At 66.8% G+C, this 16470-nt stretch carries 16 protein-coding genes and 1 tRNA gene; 8 read left to right on the top strand and 9 right to left on the bottom strand.

What is annotated here, in order from left to right:
- The first annotated feature begins 4 nt into the window (after positions 1-4).
- The 8 genes from tolR to RHOOR92_RS0117415 all read left to right on the top strand — a co-directional run bounded on the left by tolR (position 5) and on the right by RHOOR92_RS0117415 (position 6043).
- The gene (gene tolR / locus RHOOR92_RS0117450) at positions 5-469 is read left to right on the top strand and encodes a protein TolR (protein WP_015446900.1); all 465 of its coding nucleotides are present in this window, start codon (positions 5-7) and stop codon (positions 467-469) included.
- Positions 456-1400 carry a cell envelope integrity protein TolA gene (locus RHOOR92_RS0117445; RefSeq protein ID WP_015446901.1) on the top strand — a complete coding sequence of 315 codons (945 nt, stop codon included), beginning with the start codon at positions 456-458 and terminating at the stop codon, positions 1398-1400. The genes tolR and RHOOR92_RS0117445 overlap by 14 nt, the downstream gene beginning before the upstream one ends.
- 8 nt (positions 1401-1408) lie before the next feature.
- Complete coding sequence (gene tolB / locus RHOOR92_RS0117440; protein ID WP_007507306.1) at positions 1409-2728, top strand: Tol-Pal system beta propeller repeat protein TolB; 1320 nt, start codon at positions 1409-1411, stop codon at positions 2726-2728.
- 249 nt (positions 2729-2977) lie between these two features.
- Positions 2978-3484, top strand: a complete 507-nt coding sequence (pal, locus tag RHOOR92_RS0117435) for a peptidoglycan-associated lipoprotein Pal (protein WP_007507303.1) — start codon at positions 2978-2980, stop codon at positions 3482-3484.
- A gap of 41 nt (positions 3485-3525) precedes the next feature.
- The gene (ybgF, locus tag RHOOR92_RS0117430) at positions 3526-4347 is read left to right on the top strand and encodes a tol-pal system protein YbgF (protein WP_007507301.1); all 822 of its coding nucleotides are present in this window, start codon (positions 3526-3528) and stop codon (positions 4345-4347) included.
- A gap of 11 nt (positions 4348-4358) precedes the next feature.
- Positions 4359-5051, top strand: coding sequence for a 7-carboxy-7-deazaguanine synthase QueE (queE, locus tag RHOOR92_RS0117425; protein WP_007507299.1), 693 nt, complete (start codon positions 4359-4361; stop codon positions 5049-5051).
- A 159-nt stretch (positions 5052-5210) separates the two neighbouring features.
- Positions 5211-5897, top strand: a complete 687-nt coding sequence (gene queC / locus RHOOR92_RS0117420; protein WP_015446905.1) for a 7-cyano-7-deazaguanine synthase QueC — start codon at positions 5211-5213, stop codon at positions 5895-5897.
- Between the two features lie 70 nt (positions 5898-5967).
- Positions 5968-6043, top strand: a tRNA-Lys gene (locus RHOOR92_RS0117415).
- Positions 6044-6100: 57 nt separating this feature from the next.
- Here RHOOR92_RS0117415 and RHOOR92_RS0117410 read toward each other — a convergent pair.
- From RHOOR92_RS0117410 to RHOOR92_RS0117370, 9 genes are all read right to left on the bottom strand, one after another.
- Positions 6101-7999 (bottom strand): hybrid sensor histidine kinase/response regulator, encoded by a 1899-nt coding sequence (locus tag RHOOR92_RS0117410; protein ID WP_231378425.1) that lies wholly within the window; start codon positions 7997-7999, stop codon positions 6101-6103.
- A gap of 344 nt (positions 8000-8343) precedes the next feature.
- Positions 8344-11658: a PilC/PilY family type IV pilus protein gene (locus RHOOR92_RS0117405; RefSeq protein ID WP_007507293.1), complete on the bottom strand. Its 3315-nt coding sequence runs from the start codon at positions 11656-11658 to the stop codon at positions 8344-8346.
- A 30-nt stretch (positions 11659-11688) separates the two neighbouring features.
- Positions 11689-12246 (bottom strand): pilus assembly PilX N-terminal domain-containing protein, encoded by a 558-nt coding sequence (locus RHOOR92_RS0117400; RefSeq protein ID WP_007507291.1) that lies wholly within the window; start codon positions 12244-12246, stop codon positions 11689-11691.
- Positions 12246-13328: a PilW family protein gene (locus RHOOR92_RS0117395; RefSeq protein WP_007507289.1), complete on the bottom strand. Its 1083-nt coding sequence runs from the start codon at positions 13326-13328 to the stop codon at positions 12246-12248. Before RHOOR92_RS0117395 ends, RHOOR92_RS0117400 begins: the two co-directional genes overlap by 1 nt.
- 26 nt (positions 13329-13354) lie before the next feature.
- On the bottom strand, positions 13355-13906 hold the full coding sequence (gene pilV / locus RHOOR92_RS0117390) for a type IV pilus modification protein PilV (protein WP_007507288.1): 552 nt from the start codon (positions 13904-13906) through the stop codon (positions 13355-13357).
- Positions 13903-14373, bottom strand: coding sequence for a GspH/FimT family pseudopilin (locus RHOOR92_RS0117385; RefSeq protein WP_007507286.1), 471 nt, complete (start codon positions 14371-14373; stop codon positions 13903-13905). The genes pilV and RHOOR92_RS0117385 overlap by 4 nt, the downstream gene beginning before the upstream one ends.
- A 3-nt stretch (positions 14374-14376) precedes the next feature.
- Positions 14377-14796: a type IV pilin protein gene (locus tag RHOOR92_RS0117380; protein WP_255325566.1), complete on the bottom strand. Its 420-nt coding sequence runs from the start codon at positions 14794-14796 to the stop codon at positions 14377-14379.
- Between the two features lie 367 nt (positions 14797-15163).
- Complete coding sequence (locus RHOOR92_RS0117375; protein ID WP_007507283.1) at positions 15164-15886, bottom strand: VTT domain-containing protein; 723 nt, start codon at positions 15884-15886, stop codon at positions 15164-15166.
- Positions 15883-16443: a nucleoside deaminase gene (locus RHOOR92_RS0117370; RefSeq protein ID WP_027485347.1), complete on the bottom strand. Its 561-nt coding sequence runs from the start codon at positions 16441-16443 to the stop codon at positions 15883-15885. Before RHOOR92_RS0117370 ends, RHOOR92_RS0117375 begins: the two co-directional genes overlap by 4 nt.
- Positions 16444-16470: the final 27 nt, after the last annotated feature.

Below are 16470 nucleotides of genomic sequence, written 5' to 3'. Positions count from 1 at the left end.
AGCCATGCGAACCTCCGGGCGCCAGCGGCGCTACAAGCTCAAATCCGAAATCAACGTGGTGCCGTACATCGACGTGATGCTGGTGCTGCTGATCATCTTCATGGTCACCACGCCGATGATGAACTCCAGCGTCGACGTGCAGCTGCCGCAGGCCAACGCCAAGTCGCTGCAGCAGAAGAAAGACCCGGTGCTGGTCTCGGTGCTGCAGGACGGCCAGCTCTACCTGACCCTGAGCGGGGCGAAGAAGGAACTGGTCGATGCCGACACGCTCAAGCTCAAGGTAGGCGCGTTCGTGCGCGAGAACCCCGAGGTCAGCGTGCTGGTCGGCGGCGACGAGCGCGGCAGCTACGGCGGCGTGTTCAAGGTGCTGGCCGATCTGCAGCAGGCCGGGGTGGCCAAGGTCGGCCTGATGGGCCAGCCGGGCGAGACGGCCGGCCAGGGCAAGAGCCCCTCCGATGGACGAAAGTAAGGCGACGCCGAAGGCGGTCGTACTTTCCGCCATCCTGCACATCGGCATCGTGGGGTTCCTGTTCCTCGCGGTGCTGCCGTGCTCGACCTACGAGAACGTGTTCAACGCGCTGCACCTGCCGGCGTGGATGAACCCGATCACCTGTTCGAAGCCGCTGGAACTGCAGGGGCCGATCATCGAGGCCACCCTGATCGGCCCCACCGGTAGCCCGCCGCCGAAGGCGGTCAAGGCCAAGCCGGTGCCCGACTCCACCCCGCCGCCGCCCACCGTGCCGCCGCCGACGCCGCCCAAGATCGAGGCGCCGGAGGTGAAGACGCTGCCGCCGCCGCCCAAGCAGCCCGACCTCAAGGATCAGGAGCGGGTGGTGGAGGAGGCTGCGCTGAAGGCTGAGGAGGCCAAGCAGCTGCAGGAGGAAAAGCAGCGCCAGCGGCAGGCCGAGCTGGATGCGCAGGCGGTCAAGCAGAAGCAGGAAAAGCAGAAGCAGATCGAGGACCTGTTCGCCAAGATGGACGCTGCCGCGCAGCAGACGCGCAAGCTCGACAACAAGGCCAAACAGGCCAAGCAGCAGTTGGAGGATCTGAAGAACGCCCAGGACAATGGTGCCCCGGACCTGCCCAACGCGGCGCAACGCCAGACCGGCAACAACAGCCCGAACAGCAACCTCGCCGACGAATATGCAGCGGCCATTCAGAATGCGGTCACGCCGAACTGGTTAAGGCCGGATAACATACCGGCAGTTCCGTGTCAGGTTCATATCGTGCAGTCGCCCGGCGGTGACGTGATGAGTGCCACCGTCGATTCCAGCTGTCCGTACGACGATGCCGGCCGGCGTTCGGTCGAGAATGCGGTATTGCGCACCAAGACCTTGCCGTACAAGGGTTTCGAAAGCGTGTTCCAGCGCAACCTCACCTTCACCTTCAGGCCGCAATGATCAAGCCCATGCGCAAATTCAGCCCAAGCTTCGCCGCCATCCTGTTGGCCGTGGTGGCGTTGTTCGCCGGCCCGGCCGCCGCCCAGTCGCTGAATGTCGACATCGTCGGCGGCGTCAAGACCGCCACCCCGATCGTGGTGGTGCCGTTCGCCCAGGCCGGCGGCGCACCGCTGTCGACCGACGTCGCCGACGTGATGCGCAACGACTTCAACCGTTCCGGCAAGTTCCGCTCGCTGGCCAAGAGCGACATCGTGGAGTTCCCCTCCAGGGGCCAGGACATCAAGTTCCCGACCTGGCGGTTGCTCAAGCAGGACTATATCGTGGTCGGCAACATCACCGACGCCGGCAACGGCATGGTCCAGGTTGAATACGAGCTGTGGGACGTCAACAAGCAGCAGAGCCTGCTGCACCAGCAGATGCCGCCGACCCCGCTGGGCGACCTGCGGGGGGTGGCGCACCAGATCGCGGACATCATCTACCAGAAGATCACCGGCGTGCGCGGCGCGTTCTGGACCCGCATCGCCTACATCACGGCGGTGGGCCTGGGCAACCACACCACCTATTCGCTGATCGTGGCGGATTCGGACGGCTACAACCCGCAGGTGGTGGCGCGCTCGAAGGAATCGCTGCTGACGCCGGCGTGGTCGCCGGATGGCCGCAAGCTTGCCTACGTCTCGTTCGAGAGCGGCAATTCGTCGATCTACGTGCAGGACATCACCACCGGCTCGCGGCAACTGGTGGAATCCCACCCGCGGGGCATCAACGGTGCGCCGGCGTGGTCGCCGGACGGCAGCAAGCTGGCGGTGGCGCTGTCCTACGTCGGCAACCTGGAGCTGTTCGTGCTGGACGTGGCCAGTCGCCGCGAAACCCGGCTGACCAACAGCCTTTCGATCGACACCGAGCCGGTCTGGGCGCCGGACGGCCAGAGCATCTATTTCACCTCCGACCGTTCCGGCCGGCCGCAGATCTACCAGGTCCCGGCCAGTGGCGGCACGCCGCAGCGGATCAGCTTCCAGGGCCAGAGCAATCTGAATGCCGACGTGAGCTACGACGGCAAGCAGATCGCCATGGTGCAGGGCAACGGGAACGTGTATCGTATTGCCATCATGGATCGCAGCCTGGGTGACCAGGTGCGTTTCCTCTCGCCGGGCCCGATCGACGAGTCCCCGAGTTTTGCTCCGAATGCCAGCATGCTGCTTTACGCCGCTACCGAAGGACGTCGCGGCGTGCTGTATGCCGTATCGGCTGACGGTCTGGTTCGCCAGCGCCTCGTGCTTTCCGATGGCGACGTGCGCGAGCCCGCCTGGGGGCCGTATCGGCAACGTTGATTTTCCAGGCTGCTGCACGCGAGTGCGGCAGCCTGATGCCCAGGGAGTGGGCCCGAACGGCGCCGCGAGGCGCGTTTCGGTTTCCGGCTGTGGCGCTTTGCCGCGTCAAAAGCCAGTCAGGGCGATGGTGCAGTATCACGTACCGTCGATCTTTCAAGTGTCAAAATAACAGCCGGACAACCGGCGTCAGCTGTCCCGTAACCTCAGTCGTCATCGTTTGTCGGAACTCAACCCGTAAGGAACGTCACCATGAATAAGACCGTTCGCGTCGCCCTGGTTGCCCTGCTCTGCGTAGGCGCGGCCGCTTGCTCCAAGAAGCAGGAAGTCAAACCCCAGCCCGCCCCGGAGCAGGCTGCTCCGGCCCAGGCACCCGTCTCCGACGGCAAGTACACCCCCGCCGACCTCGATACCGATGCCTGCCTGCGTCAGCGCGTCGTGTACTTCGACTTCGACAAGACCGAGATCAAGCCGGAGTTCCAGCAGATCATGGCGTGCCACGCCAAGTACCTGCAGGATCGCCCGACCTCGCACATCCGTCTCGAAGGCAACGCCGACGAGCGCGGTTCGCGCGAGTACAACCTCGGCCTCGGCGAGCGCCGCGGCAATGCCGTCTCCGACGCGCTGCAGGCGAACGGCGGCTCGGCCAGCCAGCTGGAAGTGATCAGCTACGGCAAGGAAAAGCCGGTGTGCCGTGAGCACAACGAGGATTGCTGGAGCAAGAACCGCCGCGTCGAGATCGTCTACACGGCGCAGTAATGATGAAGCGACTGGCTAACAGCTTTGCAGCCAGGTGCAGCATGGCGGGCGCGATCGCGTCCGCCATGCTGTTCGCGTTCCCGGCCTTCGCGCAGGACTCGCGGTTGAGCCTCGCCGATCGCGTCGCGCGGCTGGAACAGCAGGCACAGAACAAGGACCAGTCCGGTACCGGCCTGGTCAACCAGATGCAGCAGCTGCAGGCCCAGGTGCAGCAGTTGCAGGGGCAGGTCGAAGAGCTGCAGCACCAGTTGCAGACGCTCGACGACAAGAACAAGGCCCAGTACACCGACCTCGACGCCCGCCTCGGGCGCCTCGAGGGTGGCCGTGCGGGTGCCGCCGCTGCGTCAGGCAGCAACCCGCAGGCGCAGGCCGGCAACCCGGCAGCGGCAGCGAGCGTCGTTGCCGCCGCCAATCCGGCGGCTGGCCGGCCGGCCGCGAATGCGGGCAGCAACACCGCCACCGCCGGCGATCCGGCCGCGGCCCAGACCGCCTACGACGTGGCCTTCAAGGCGATTCGCGCGGGCAATTATGTGGAAGCCTCGCGCGAGTTCCGCAGCTTCATCCAGCAGTATCCGAACCATGCGCTGGCGCCGAACGCCTGGTACTGGCTCGGCGAGTCGTACTACGCCACCACCAACTACCCGGTGGCGCTGGAATCGTTCCAGCAGTTGCTCAGCCAGTTTCCGCAGAGCGACAAGGCACCCGACGCGCTGCTCAAGGTCGGCTACAGCCAGCTGGAACTCAAGCAGACCGCGGCAGCGAAAGCCACGCTGACCCAGGTTGCCAGCAAATACCCGGGCTCCAAGGCGGCCAGCCTGGCCCAGGAACGCCTGCAGCGCCTGCAACTGCAGTCGGGCAACTGAGTAGGTAGCGGATGAGCGGCGATGACGCGCGCAAGGCGTCCGGCACGCCTGCCGCGGCGGTTGCCGAGCGGCTGCGCATCACCGAGATCTTCCATTCGATCCAGGGCGAAGCCGACGCGATCGGCTGGCGCACCGTGTTCGTGCGCCTCACCGGCTGCCCGCTGCGCTGCGTCTGGTGCGATACCGAGTATTCGTTCTACGGCGGCAACTGGCACGCGATCGACGATATCCTCGCCGAGGTCGCCACGCACGGCGCGAAGCACGTCTGCGTGACCGGCGGCGAGCCGCTGGCGCAGAAGCGCTGCCTGATCCTGCTGCGCCGGCTGTGCGATGCGGGCTACGAGGTTTCGCTGGAAACCTCCGGCGCGCTGGACGTTTCTGCGGTCGACCCGCGCGTGCGCAAGGTGATGGATCTCAAGGCGCCCGGCTCCGGCGAAAGCGCGCGCAACCTGTGGTCGAACCTCGACCACCTGTTGCCGCATGACCAGATCAAGATTGTCCTCGCCAGCCGCGCCGACTACGAATGGGCGCGTGCGGTGCTGGCCGAGCATGCGTTGGCGGATCGCTGCATGGTGCTGTTCTCGTCGGTCTGGGGCAAGGTCGAGCCGCGTGAGCTGGCCGAGTGGATCATCGCCGACAAGCTGCCGGTGCGTTTCCAGTTGCAACTGCACAAGCTGCTGTGGAGCGACGCACGAGGGAAATAGGCGAGAAGTGAGTGCAGAGGAATGAGAGGTGAGCGGCAAGCGCGCCGTGCACGCTCACTCCTCACTCCTCTCCACGCACTCCTGTTTTACGCGCCGTGGCCTGTGTCGCTGCATGCGCTTTCCGGCCGGTGACCGGCTGTACCCCAGTGGATGAACCCCATGTCTGAAACACCTCCCCGCAAGGCCGTCGTGCTCGTCTCCGGCGGCATGGATTCGGCCGTTACCATCGCCATCGCGCGAGAGCAGGGTTACCAGGTGCATGCGCTGAGCGTGGCCTACGGCCAGCGCCACAGCTCGGAGCTGGCTGCATCCGACCGCGTGGCGAAGATGCTCGGTGCGATCGAGCACAAGACCGTCGGCATCGACCTGCGCAGTATCGGCGGCTCCGCGCTGACCGCCGACATCGACGTGCCGCTGGATACCGCCGACAGCGACGCCATTCCGGTGACCTACGTGCCGGCGCGCAACACCATCATGCTGTCGATCGCGCTGGGCTGGGCCGAGGTGCTCGGCTCCAGCGACATCTGGTGCGGGGTCAACGCGGTCGACTACTCGGGCTATCCGGATTGCCGCCCCGCTTTCATCGCGGCGTTCGAGCAATTGGCCAATGTCGCCACGAAGGCCGGTGTGGAAGGCGCCGGCATCCGCATCCACGCGCCGCTGATGCGCATGAGCAAGGCCGACATTGCGCGCGAAGGCCAGCGCCTCGGCGTGGACTTCTCCGCCACGGTCAGCTGCTACCAGGCCGACAGTGATGGTCGCGCCTGTGGCCATTGCGATGCCTGCAGGTTGCGCGCGCAGGGCTTCCGCGAGGCGGGGCTGGCCGATCCCACGCGCTACGCCTGAGCGCCGGGCGCGCTTGCTTGTGCCGCTGTCGCCCAGCCCGTAAAATTGACCGCTTGAGTTTTGCCATGACGGGTCGTTAGCTCAGTTGGTAGAGCAGTAGACTTTTAATCTATTGGTCCCGGGTTCGAGTCCCGGACGACCCACCAGTTTTCAGAGCGCCCCAATGGGCGCTTTTTTTTTCCTGCCGGCGGCCGTGTGCGGCTTCAGCCGTCGTCGCGGGCAACGGTCCAGGCCGAGGTCATCGCGCGGCGAAGTTGTTGCGGCGAAACCGGCTTGTACAGCAGCGGGATCTTCGCGGCGATGATTTCGCGCAGGCAGTCGATGCGGGTTTCGCCGGTGACCAGCAGGCGCGCAAACGGCGTGTTGCCATCGCGCCGGTAGTGCTGGTCGAGCGCGGCGAAGACGTCGGGGCCGCGTTCGCCGCCGCGCAGGAGCAGGTCGCAGATCACGATATCGGGCGGCCCCGGCCAGTTTTCGACGGCCTCCAGCGCCTGCAGCCGGTCCTCGGCCACTTCCACCTTGCAACCCCAGCTGCGCAGCAGGAAGCGGATGCCGGACAGGATGGCCGGGTCGTCGTCCACGACCAGCACACGCTTGCCGGCCAGATCGGCGGGTTCGTCGTCGTCGGGCTCCGACAAAGCCGCCCGCGCGCCGGCGCCCGGCAGCAGGAAATGGAACACGCTGCCTCGGCCGAGTCGGGATTTCACCTGAACTTCGGTATCGAGCAGCTCCGCCAGCCGCTGCACCGTCGCCAGCCCCAAGCCCAGGCCCGAACGTGAGCCGTCGTCGAGTCCGGTGTCGGGGTGGTCGTCGATGCGGTAGAACTCGTCGAACACGCTGGGCCGGTGCTCCGGCGCGATGCCGCGGCCGGTGTCCCACACCTCGATGCGCACCCGGCCGTTGCCGGCGCGGCGGGCGCCGACCAGCGTGCCGCCGTGATGCGTGAAGCGCAGGGCGTTGCTGACCAGATTGTTGAGGATGCGGATGAGCATGGTGCGGTCGCTGCGTACCCACAGCCCGGCAGGGTGGGTGGCCAGCTGCAGCCCGCGCTGCTCGGCGACCATGTCGAAATTGCGGCTGACTTCGGCGAAGACCTGGTCGAGCGGAAACTCGCTGACCTCGACTTGCACCGCACCGGTTTCCAGCCGCGACAGATCGAGCAGTTCGCCGAACAGGTGGTCGAGCGATTGCACGCATTCCTGGATGTGCGCGATCCGGTCCAGCCGCTGCGGATCGTGCTCGTCGACCGCCAGCGCGGAGGAGAGCAGGGTAAGCGCGTACAGCGGCTGGCGCAGGTCGTGCGAGGCCGCCGCCAGGAAGCGCGACCTGGCCAGACTGGCCGCTTCCAGCGCGGCATTCTTGCGGGCCAGTTCCTGCGTGGCCTGCTCGATCTGCTGTTCCATGCCGAGTTGTATGTCGTGCAGTGCCGCGGCCGCTTGGTTGAAGCCCTGCTGCAGTTCGCCGATTTCGGTGCGATCGGTCACTGCCACCATCACCTGGCGGCTGCCCTGGCCCAGTTGCCGCACGGCACCGGCCAGGTGGCGCAGCGGCGCGCTGATCCGGCGCGCGGCCTGCCAGCCGATCATGCCGGCAACGAGCAGGCTCAGTGCCAGGGCGATCAGCGCATAGCGCAGGCTGGCGCGTTGCGCGGCGATCGCATCATGCAGGCTCACATCCACCAGCACCGAGCCCAAGGCGTCTTTTTCCGATTGCTCGCGATCGACCACATTGCGCACCACGGTCAGGGTTTCCCGCGGATCGCGGCTGGTATCGGGCTCGTGATGGTCGGCCAGGATCTGGCCGGCATCGCTGCGGATCTGCACGCGCGTCACGTGTGGCAGTTCGCCGACCGAATCGGCGATTCGAGCCAGTTCGCGCAGTTGCTCCGTGCGTAGCGGCTGCAGGCTGATCGAGGCCGCCTGGGTGGCGATGGCCTCGGCGTTGTCGTGCGCGACCTGGCGCAGGTTGGCCAACTGGCGCTGGGTCAACAGGGTCACCAGCAGCGCGGCGGTGACCAGGGCGGGCACCAGCGCCACGAAGGCGAGGCGCTGCGTCAGCGTCGTGCGCTGCCACAGGCGCGCAGGCCAGGACTTGGTCGCCATGTCCATCTGCCCCATACCTCCCGCGCATTGCCCCGCACCAGCACGCCGGGCCAGGTTCAGCCCTTGTCCCATGCATCTGGATGATCTGAGTCTGGCGCAACACTAGCGCGAAATGCGCAGATTGACAGCTGTATCGGGACACGGGGTGGTATGTCTGCTCCCGGCGAGTCGGTACCGGCGGCGACACCCCGCGACGCATGGTCGATCGGGTCGGTGTTCATGGTGGTGTCGGATAGGGTGGCATCGTGGTGCCGGTCGCGAGGGCGACGACCAGCGCGAACGCCCCCTCGCCCGGAGTCGTGGTGCAGGCGCGACGGGATGGTCGCGCCTGCCGGGTCCGGCGACTATCTCAGGCCTTCAGTGAACCAGTAGGTGCGCTTGCGCTTGCCGGTATTGGGCGGAGTGACCTTCTGGGCGCCCAGCGCCGAGCTGTTGTTGCCGCCGCCGGTGCCGGTCTGGTTACCGCCGCCGATGAGCACCGGGGTGTACACGCCGCTGCCGGGATTGACTTCGACCAGGCCGAACACCGGCGAGGGCGGCAGGCCGCCACCGTCGAAGACGATGTAGCCGTTGCTGTTCTGGCCGGCGCCGGTCCGGAAGTCGATCGCGTAGCCGCGTGCGATACCCAGGTTCGGGTAGCACATGCTGGGGTTCAGCTTCGGATCGGCCGGGGTGTTGGTGCCGAAGTAGGTGTAGCCGGCCACGGTCAGCGGCGCGTTCACCGCCTTCTCGCCCGAGTGGGTCAGGGTGACATAGAACCCCGACGTGGTGCTGGTGGAGGAGTAGGGAGGGGTCGTTCCGGCGGCGGCGCCGGTCTCGTTGGTGAGCATGGCTTGGGTGATCGTGGTCCAGCCGGTGGCCACGCTGGTGCCGGTGTTGGTGTCCTTCAGCATGTAGAAGCGGTTGACCACGCAGGAGGATGCGTTGGTCGCCAGAGGATGCTCGCGGTCGCCGCTGGCGGCCACCACCGCGTCGAAGCTGGAGGTCGGCGTGACATCGGGGGGGTAGAAGAACTTGCGCGCGCCGGTGGGGTTGGTGGCGCAGGCGCTGCCGGTGCCGGTGCCGGTGGTGCGCAGGCTGGCAAGCTTGGTCACCTGCCAGTTGGCGGGGGAAGTGTCGTCCACGTCGACGCGCCAGATGTTGCCCCCGAGGTCGCCGGTGTAGAGGCGGTCGGTGTAGCCGTCGCCGTTGCGATCGAGCAGGGTGATGTCGGACGGGATCGCATAGGTCATGCCAGGTACCGCAGCCGTGCAGCCGGATGGGCAGGCGCTCCACACCGTGCTGCCGTTGAACGCATCCAGCACCACGATCGCGCGCCCCATGGTGTCGGCTGTGGCGACCGGATCCGTATCCTCGGCGGTGTCGTAGCCACCGCCCATGACGACCACCGGGATGGGATTGCCGCTGCTGAGGTCAGTGTGGCCCTTGACCAGCGCCAGCTTGGGTTGCGACCAGGTCTGGCCGAGTTCGGGGATGTCGGCGTTGGTCTTGCTCCACAAGAAAATCGGTGGCTGGAGCGGGTCGCTCACGTCGAACGCGTAGATCAGCCGGCCGCCGCGGCGCGCCGTGACGTAGATGTAGGTCTTCGGGCTGGCGGCGTTGCGCAGGTCCTGATAGACCGTGGTGGTGCCGTCGAAGAAGTAGGGCTTGCCGCTGCCGCTGGCGGCGCCCAGCGTAAGCAGCGGGCTGTTGTTGTACAGGCGCTGGAATCTGCTGAAGAAATTGGGGGCGATGAACGACCACAGTTCGCCGCCTGGGCGCACCAGTCGTCCGCTGGTCATCTTGATGACGCCGGGCGCGGTGGCATCCTTGTTGCCGTTGACGGCGTGGAAGAGGCCGTCGTTGGAACCGTAGAACGCCACGATGCCGATGGAGCCGCCGTAGTTGACGACCGCCGGCCGCGAATGCAGCACGTCGCCGTGGACGGACGGCCGAACGGTGACCGGGCTGCCCGGCCCGGCCGGGCTCTCGGCACCGGTACCGGTGTTGTTGTCCGTGCCGCGGATCCAGTTGATCAGGTCGGTGGTGGTGGGGGTCGTGGTCGAGCTGGTGCCGAACAGGCTGTTGCCGGCCAGCGTGGTGGCGTCGAACGTGGGCAGCGTGCCGGAGGTGGGGCAGCCGCCCACGCTGGTGCAGGTGTAGATCACCCGCGTCGACTGGTCGGTGAGGTAGTCCGCGCGGATCATTGCGGCCACGCCGCCCTTGTCGACGACCTCGCCATCCGGGGCATCGAAGGCGCCGCCCGCGCCGGTCGAGTGGTTGACCCAGAAACCATTGGTCGGCCAGTTGGCGACGATGCTGCTGCTATAGCCGCTGGCGGTGATGGTGAACGGGCCGTCGCGCGGGGTACCGGTCTGGTGGTCTGCGGTCCAGAAGCTGAGCGCGGTGGGTGAAATGAAGCCGGTGCCGGCGTTGCTGATCGCCGGGTTGCCCAGCGAGTCGTCCAGCACCACGTCGTTGTTGCTGTCGTAGCCGAGCTGGTACTGCTTGAGGTTGCCCGCCCAGCGCGGCGCGGCGGTGGCATCCGGACGGAACATGCCGACATAAACCTGGTTGAGCGAGGTACCTTGGGCGTTCACGGCGACCGGCAGGCTCACCGAGGCAAATACGCTGTTGGTCGCCTGCACTTCGTTGAGGATCGTGGTCAGTGCCTCGATCAGGCCGCTCACATCACCTGCGCTCACGTAGAAGTACTTGCCGCCGCCATTGGCGGCCATGCTCTTGATCAGGTTGATGTGATCAACGCATTTCTGCTGCGTGGCCTCGCAGCCATTCGAAACGGCAATGGTGTAGGTGATGATGTTCTGCGGGTTGTGCTCGACCGAGGCGGAAATACCGGACAGGTCGGACTGGTACATGAACTTCGCCCATTCGTCGCCCCAGTTCTGCTGGTCACCCGTCGGGTTCAGCGGAATCATCGGCGGCGACATGGGGTTGGTGCTGGCGGGGACGCCCATGGCCGTGGCCAGCGTCGTTTGTGCCGACGTGACGCTGTTGGCGGTCTTGGGGGCATTGCTGCCGCTCACATTGGCCAGGTAGATGATGAAATTCTTCTGGCAGGCGTTGTTGATCGGCGTGGTGTACTTGGTCCCCGACAGACCGGTGGTGCCGGTGAAGAAAGCCCAGGCCTCCTCCATCGATTCGTCGAGATTGTTCGAGTTGGTACTGACGGCCGCCGTACCGGGGCCGGTTCCGCCGCCGGGCGTGCCGGCGATCGCGCTCTGGAAGGTGGCGGCACGGGTGGTGTCCAGCAGGGGCAGGGGGCCGGGCGGCGTCGGCGAGGGGTTCGGATAGAAGAACAACCCGCCATTGGCCCCGTTGAACATCATCAGGCCCATGTTGACCTGGCCGTTCAGCGCGCTGGTCGGAGCCCCGATGGAGCCGATCATGTTGTAAAGCGCGCATGCCTCAAAGTCATGCGCCTTGGGATTGGAGGCGATCCAGGTGGGGCAGTTGCTGCCGGGGGCTATCGTGGTGGCGGAATTGCCGTTCGCCGCGTTGTCCATGACCAGCAGCACGTTCGGCTGCCCGCCATTGATCGCGTTGCCGGTGTACAGGTCGATGTCCTCGCCGCTGGCCATGCCTGGCAGCGTCAGCGCCGCGGCGATCAGGGCGAAGATGCGCAACCGGCGGTTCAGGTTGGAGCGTGCGTGTGACATGGCGGCTACTCCGCGGGGACGGATGCGAGGTTAATAGGGGCAGGGCGTGCCGATCGGCACCTGTACGGAGGCGCCCTGGTGCACGGTGAGCGCGACGGCGGTGTTGCTCGGGTCGGTGACGCTGGACTGGATGTCCCAATCCGTCGCCGAGCACATCGAGGGCGCTGCCGGCGGAGGAGACACCGACGAGGACGGACCGGGCAGGATCAGGTTGCCGTTGGGATTGTTGGGCACCTTGCACACATCGCCCACCGGCAGGGTTGCGTTCGGGATCACCTTGCTGTCCAGGCAGACCGGAGGGGCGACCTGCGCCGTGAAATCCGTGCTGCCGTCGCCGTTGACGTCGACCCGCACGGGGGTGGTGGTGGTGATCGGCAGCCGGATGAACGGCTGGCTCATCACCTGCTCGATGCCCTGTTGTGCCACGGTGCCGGCTTCCAGCCGGTACTGCTGGTTGGCGGCGACCTTGGTGTTGATCATGCTCGAACTGACCATGGAAATGGCGAAGAGCATGAAGATGACCAGGAAGATCAGCGTCATCACCAGGGTGAAGCCGCGTTGTGAGGCGCGGGACGGAGAGGTCTTCATCACTGGTTCTCCCTCAGGCCGCCGGTGTTCCAGATGCGGGCGACGGTACCGTAGATGTGTCGCTTGTAGTGGTCGCCGTACGGGCCGTTCGCCGCGGCGCGGCCCAGGGCGTAGGTGCGGGTGTCGGTCCAGCTGGCGGTGCTGTCGAGGTTGCGCGAAAGCAGGTTGATGCGCACGGCGGCGACGTTGGCCCAGTTGGCGGTGGCCGACGCGGTCCATGCGTAGGAGGCAGCCGTCGCCGCGGTGGCGCAGGCCGCCGGCACGGCGCTGGTGTCGGACGGGTTGTCGGCGTAGCAGTCCGGCGAGCCGTTGTTGTCGAGGTCCATGCCGTAGCTGTAGTGCACGTCCTCAATGCCGGTGACCAGCGAGGAGGTCTGGATCGTGCCGTTCACGAACTCGGCCATCTTCAGCGTCGGCGTGGTGTCGGCGCCGGCGCCGCTGCACACGTCGCAGGTGGCCACGTAGTAGCTGCGCATGACGTACTTGCGCAGCTCGGCAGCGCTGCTGGTGCTGCAGGTGCCGCCGGCAACGGCGGCCTTGTTGTGCAGGGTGAAATCGGCGGCGGTCTTGCTGTAGACCAGCGGCACGCTGTCCGTCTCGCAGCCTGACCGTTGCACGTAGTAATCGGTACCGTTGGCAGCGGCGGTGGTGGTGCCGGCGACGTAGCTGACGGTGAGGACTTCCGCGCCCGTGGCCCTGTTCGGCAAGGTGGTCGCCAGGCATGGGAGCACGGTGGCGGCCAACGCTGGCCCGTACACCGGGAGCGGAACGGTGACGGTCGGCGTGGTGCTGAAACCCATCGAGGCCGGCGCCGCGGCGCAGGGGTCCGGCAGGGCGTAGCTGGAGGTGGCAATCAGCTGGCTGGCGCGCCCGTAGAAGCCGGCCATCTCGATGTCGCGGGTGATGGATTGCAGGGCGAAGCGGCCGTTCTCGACCTGTTCGGAGGTCTTGTTGAACTCCGTCCGGGCCTTGCTGGTGGACACGTACAGCGAACTGAGTCCGGCCAGCAGCGCCAGGCCGATGGCGATGGCGATCATCAACTCGATCAGGGACATGCCCGCCTGCTGGCGGGCATGCGACATGGGCTGGCCGTGGGCGCGAGGAGTCATCATGTCGTCGTGAGGTTGGCGATCTGGATCTGGACGCTGATCACGCGCCGCAGGTTGGTGTTGCCGATCGAGGCCTTCCCGCACGTCAGGACGGGTATGGCGGTGGGCATCAGGCCCTGCCAGGCGACGCTGACGCGATAGATCTGATTGGCGGCGTCGACCTGGTCGATGCAGCCCACGGCGCCGATCATGGCGCCGACCTTGGAGGTGCCGGAAACTTCGCTGGAGCCGAGCAGGGTGTTTTTCCACGCGGCGAGATCGGCGTTGGCGGTGGCGATCTGGGTCGCCGAACCCGTGGCGCAGACCGGCAGCGGGGTGGTGGTCGTGCTGAGGCCGGTGGCGCCGTTCGAATAGCACGCGGCGACCTGCCGGTTGGCGTTGATGCGCGAGGCCATGTCCTGCACCAGGGTCAGTGCCTGCACCCGCTGGTACGACTCCATCTCGCTGCGCGTGGATTTCGCCATCAGGGTGACGGTGCCGAGCAAGGCGATCGCCGCGATGACCAGCGACACCAGCGCCTCGATCAGCATCATGCCGGTCTGGTTCTTCATGGGCAGGTGACCTTGGTGGATTCGACCCGGCCGGTGGCACCCACCGCGACGGTGAGGCAGAGCGGCTGCGAGCCGGCCTTGTTGACGGGTTTGATCGTGAACGTGGCGCCGGTGCCGGTCATCCGGCCGTTGCCGCTGAAGCTGAAGCTCCCGCTGGATGGCGTGATGACGATATTGGCGAGGGCGGGCTGCTTGCGGATGACGTTGGCGGCCGTCTGGCTGACCACCCAGCCCTGGCTCCAGTCGGCCGCGTTGTTGGCCGTCACGTCGACCGTGGCGTTGCGCTTGATCGCCTCGCTGCGCGCCAGCGCCACCGTGGAATTGATGTCCATCGAGGCGTTCTTGACGCTTTGCGATTGCAGGAACGGCCGCATCGAGGGAATGGCGATCATCAGCAGCACGGCGAAGATGGCCAGGGTGACCAGCATCTCGACCAGTGTGAAGCCGCGGCTACGTGATGTGCGCATGGCTCATTTCCAGCAGTTCGTGGCGCCGGTACTGGCGAGCTTGCTGCCGTCGCCTTTGAGCGTGAGCGTGGCGCAGCCCGTGTCGCGAACCTGGCTGTTTTTCGGCGTGGCCGTGATGGTGTAGTCCGGCCCCGTGCCACCCGAGGCGGAAGCCGCGCTAGCCACCATGTCAATTTTGTAGTTGGGGTCCACAGTATTGGGCACGCTGTAGCCGAGCGTCGTCAGGCTGCCGGCGAACTGCCGGGCGTCGACCATGTAGCGTTCCTGCGCGCTGGCGATTTCCTGCATCACGCTCTCGGCCGCCGAGCGGTTGGAGCGCAGGGTGTACTGGAAGTAGCTGGGCACGGCGATCGCGGCGAGGATGGCGATGACCGCCACCGTGATCATCAGCTCGATCAGGGTGAAACCCCGCAAGTGCGGCACGCCCTGCGCTTGACGCGGATAACTGCGCGGCAGTGACGCGAACCGTCGGCCGGTGTGGATCGCAACTGGCATATTTCCCCCCTAGGGTTGCCGGTATTGTTTCAGTTGACCGACAACTCCGTCCGTGTGCTGGGTCACGGGCTGACGCCATGCCTGGTGGCAATAGGGAATGTCGCCCCATCAAAGTCAATTTGCCGATGGGCGCGCGTCCGACGGCGCTGCCGGTCCTGCGCATGAACTTTCGGTCGGGCCCCGAAAGCAGGTCGTCCTTGCCCGGGCAGGGACGTTCGAAGCCGGTGGGGATCGGATGCCCGCGGGCATCCGGGCGCCGGGTTGCATCCCCGGGCCGGGGCCGGTCGCCCTGCGCTCAGCCGGAGCGTCGGGTGCCCTGCCGGCGCCGCCGGGTGAGGCGTTCGACCAGCAACGGCAGCAGGGCGAGCAGGGCGATCGCGCCCAGCGGCAGCAGTACTTCGCGGTGCAGGAACAGGCCGATGCCGAAACTGCCGCCCTGGCTCATGGCCATGGCGTCGCCGAGGCCGGCGCCGATCGAGGTTTCGAAGATCAGCGAGACGGTGCCGCCCAGCCAGCTGGCGCCGAGGAACAGCCACAGTGGGCAGCGCAGCCAGGCCAGGCAGATGGTGACCAGGCCGAACGGCGCCACCGGCACGAAGCGCAGGAACAGGGTGTAGCTCACCGGGTGGCGTTCGAAGCCGTGGTGCAGTTTCGCCACCATGGCCGGCGGCTGCCGGCTGCCGGCGCCGAAGGCGTAGCGGCTGGCCAGGTACAGCACCAGCGAACCCAGGGTCAGGCCGATCGAGGAGCATACGGTGGCGTCGACCACGCCGAAGGCGAAGCCGCCGGCCAGGATCACCACGATGGTGCCGGGGAGGCCGGTGGCCACGGTCAGCGTCAGCAGCCCGATGAAGGCCAGCCGGGTCAGCCACGGGTGGCTGGCGATCTGTGTGTGCAGCTCGGCCTGGTGCGCCACCAGCTGGTGCGGGCTCAGCTGATGCAGCGAGCCGGAGGCGAACAGCACGATGCCGGCCAGCACCAGCAGGACCAGCGGCAGCGCGGCGCGCCAGCGGCTCAATACGGCTGGCCGCTGGCGCCGTAGGCGGCCAGTACCTCGCGCGCCTGCTCGCGCAGGATGTCGCGACGTACCGCGATGCCGCGACGCTGCAGTTCACCGACCCAGTCGGCCGGCAACGGGCCCTCGTCGAACTCGGTGAGTTCCTCGACGTCTTCCGATCGCGCGCCGATCAGCAGCTCGTCGACGCCGGCCCACACGGTGGCGCCGTAGCACTGGCAGCAGGGTTGCGAACTGCTGGCCAGCACGTAATGGCCGCCGTCCTCGTTCATCCGGTGCCGGCTCAGGCGTTGCTGCGCGATCATGATCGTCATCATCTCGGCGTGCGCGACCGAGCAGCTCTGCGGCAGCACGCGGTTGACGCCGACCGCGACCAGCCGGCCGCTGTGGCTGTTGAACACGGCCGCGCCGAACGGGCCGCCGCCGCCGCGATCCACATTGTGCCGCGACAGCTCGATCGCCAGGCCGACGCGCTCCTCGTCGCTGTGGTAGCGCCGGTTGGTGTCGGCGACGTCGCCGATCCACGGCGGCAGGGTGAGATGGATTTGCAGCGGCAGCATGCCTTCGCTCCGTTCGTGGGCCGATCT

It is taken from the genome of Rhodanobacter sp. OR92 (assembly GCF_000427545.1).
Lineage (GTDB): Bacteria > Pseudomonadota > Gammaproteobacteria > Xanthomonadales > Rhodanobacteraceae > Rhodanobacter > Rhodanobacter denitrificans.
The sequence above is the reverse complement of the archived record's forward strand: the minus strand, read 5'-3'. Positions and strand labels throughout refer to the sequence as shown.

What these genes read in the sequence shown, in the direction of transcription:
- tolR (WP_015446900.1), top strand. Translation starts at nt 5, where the DNA reads ATGCGAACCTCCGGGCGCCAGCGGCGCTACAAGCTCAAATCCGAAATC.
- RHOOR92_RS0117445 (WP_015446901.1), top strand. Translation starts at nt 456, where the DNA reads ATGGACGAAAGTAAGGCGACGCCGAAGGCGGTCGTACTTTCCGCCATC.
- tolB (WP_007507306.1), top strand. Translation starts at nt 1,409, where the DNA reads ATGCGCAAATTCAGCCCAAGCTTCGCCGCCATCCTGTTGGCCGTGGTG.
- pal (WP_007507303.1), top strand. Translation starts at nt 2,978, where the DNA reads ATGAATAAGACCGTTCGCGTCGCCCTGGTTGCCCTGCTCTGCGTAGGC.
- ybgF (WP_007507301.1), top strand. Translation starts at nt 3,526, where the DNA reads ATGGCGGGCGCGATCGCGTCCGCCATGCTGTTCGCGTTCCCGGCCTTC.
- queE (WP_007507299.1), top strand. Translation starts at nt 4,359, where the DNA reads ATGAGCGGCGATGACGCGCGCAAGGCGTCCGGCACGCCTGCCGCGGCG.
- queC (WP_015446905.1), top strand. Translation starts at nt 5,211, where the DNA reads ATGTCTGAAACACCTCCCCGCAAGGCCGTCGTGCTCGTCTCCGGCGGC.
- RHOOR92_RS0117410 (WP_231378425.1), bottom strand. Translation starts at nt 7,999, where the DNA reads ATGGCGACCAAGTCCTGGCCTGCGCGCCTGTGGCAGCGCACGACGCTG.
- RHOOR92_RS0117405 (WP_007507293.1), bottom strand. Translation starts at nt 11,658, where the DNA reads ATGTCACACGCACGCTCCAACCTGAACCGCCGGTTGCGCATCTTCGCC.
- RHOOR92_RS0117400 (WP_007507291.1), bottom strand. Translation starts at nt 12,246, where the DNA reads ATGAAGACCTCTCCGTCCCGCGCCTCACAACGCGGCTTCACCCTGGTG.
- RHOOR92_RS0117395 (WP_007507289.1), bottom strand. Translation starts at nt 13,328, where the DNA reads ATGTCGCATGCCCGCCAGCAGGCGGGCATGTCCCTGATCGAGTTGATG.
- pilV (WP_007507288.1), bottom strand. Translation starts at nt 13,906, where the DNA reads ATGAAGAACCAGACCGGCATGATGCTGATCGAGGCGCTGGTGTCGCTG.
- RHOOR92_RS0117385 (WP_007507286.1), bottom strand. Translation starts at nt 14,373, where the DNA reads ATGCGCACATCACGTAGCCGCGGCTTCACACTGGTCGAGATGCTGGTC.
- RHOOR92_RS0117370 (WP_027485347.1), bottom strand. Translation starts at nt 16,443, where the DNA reads ATGCTGCCGCTGCAAATCCATCTCACCCTGCCGCCGTGGATCGGCGAC.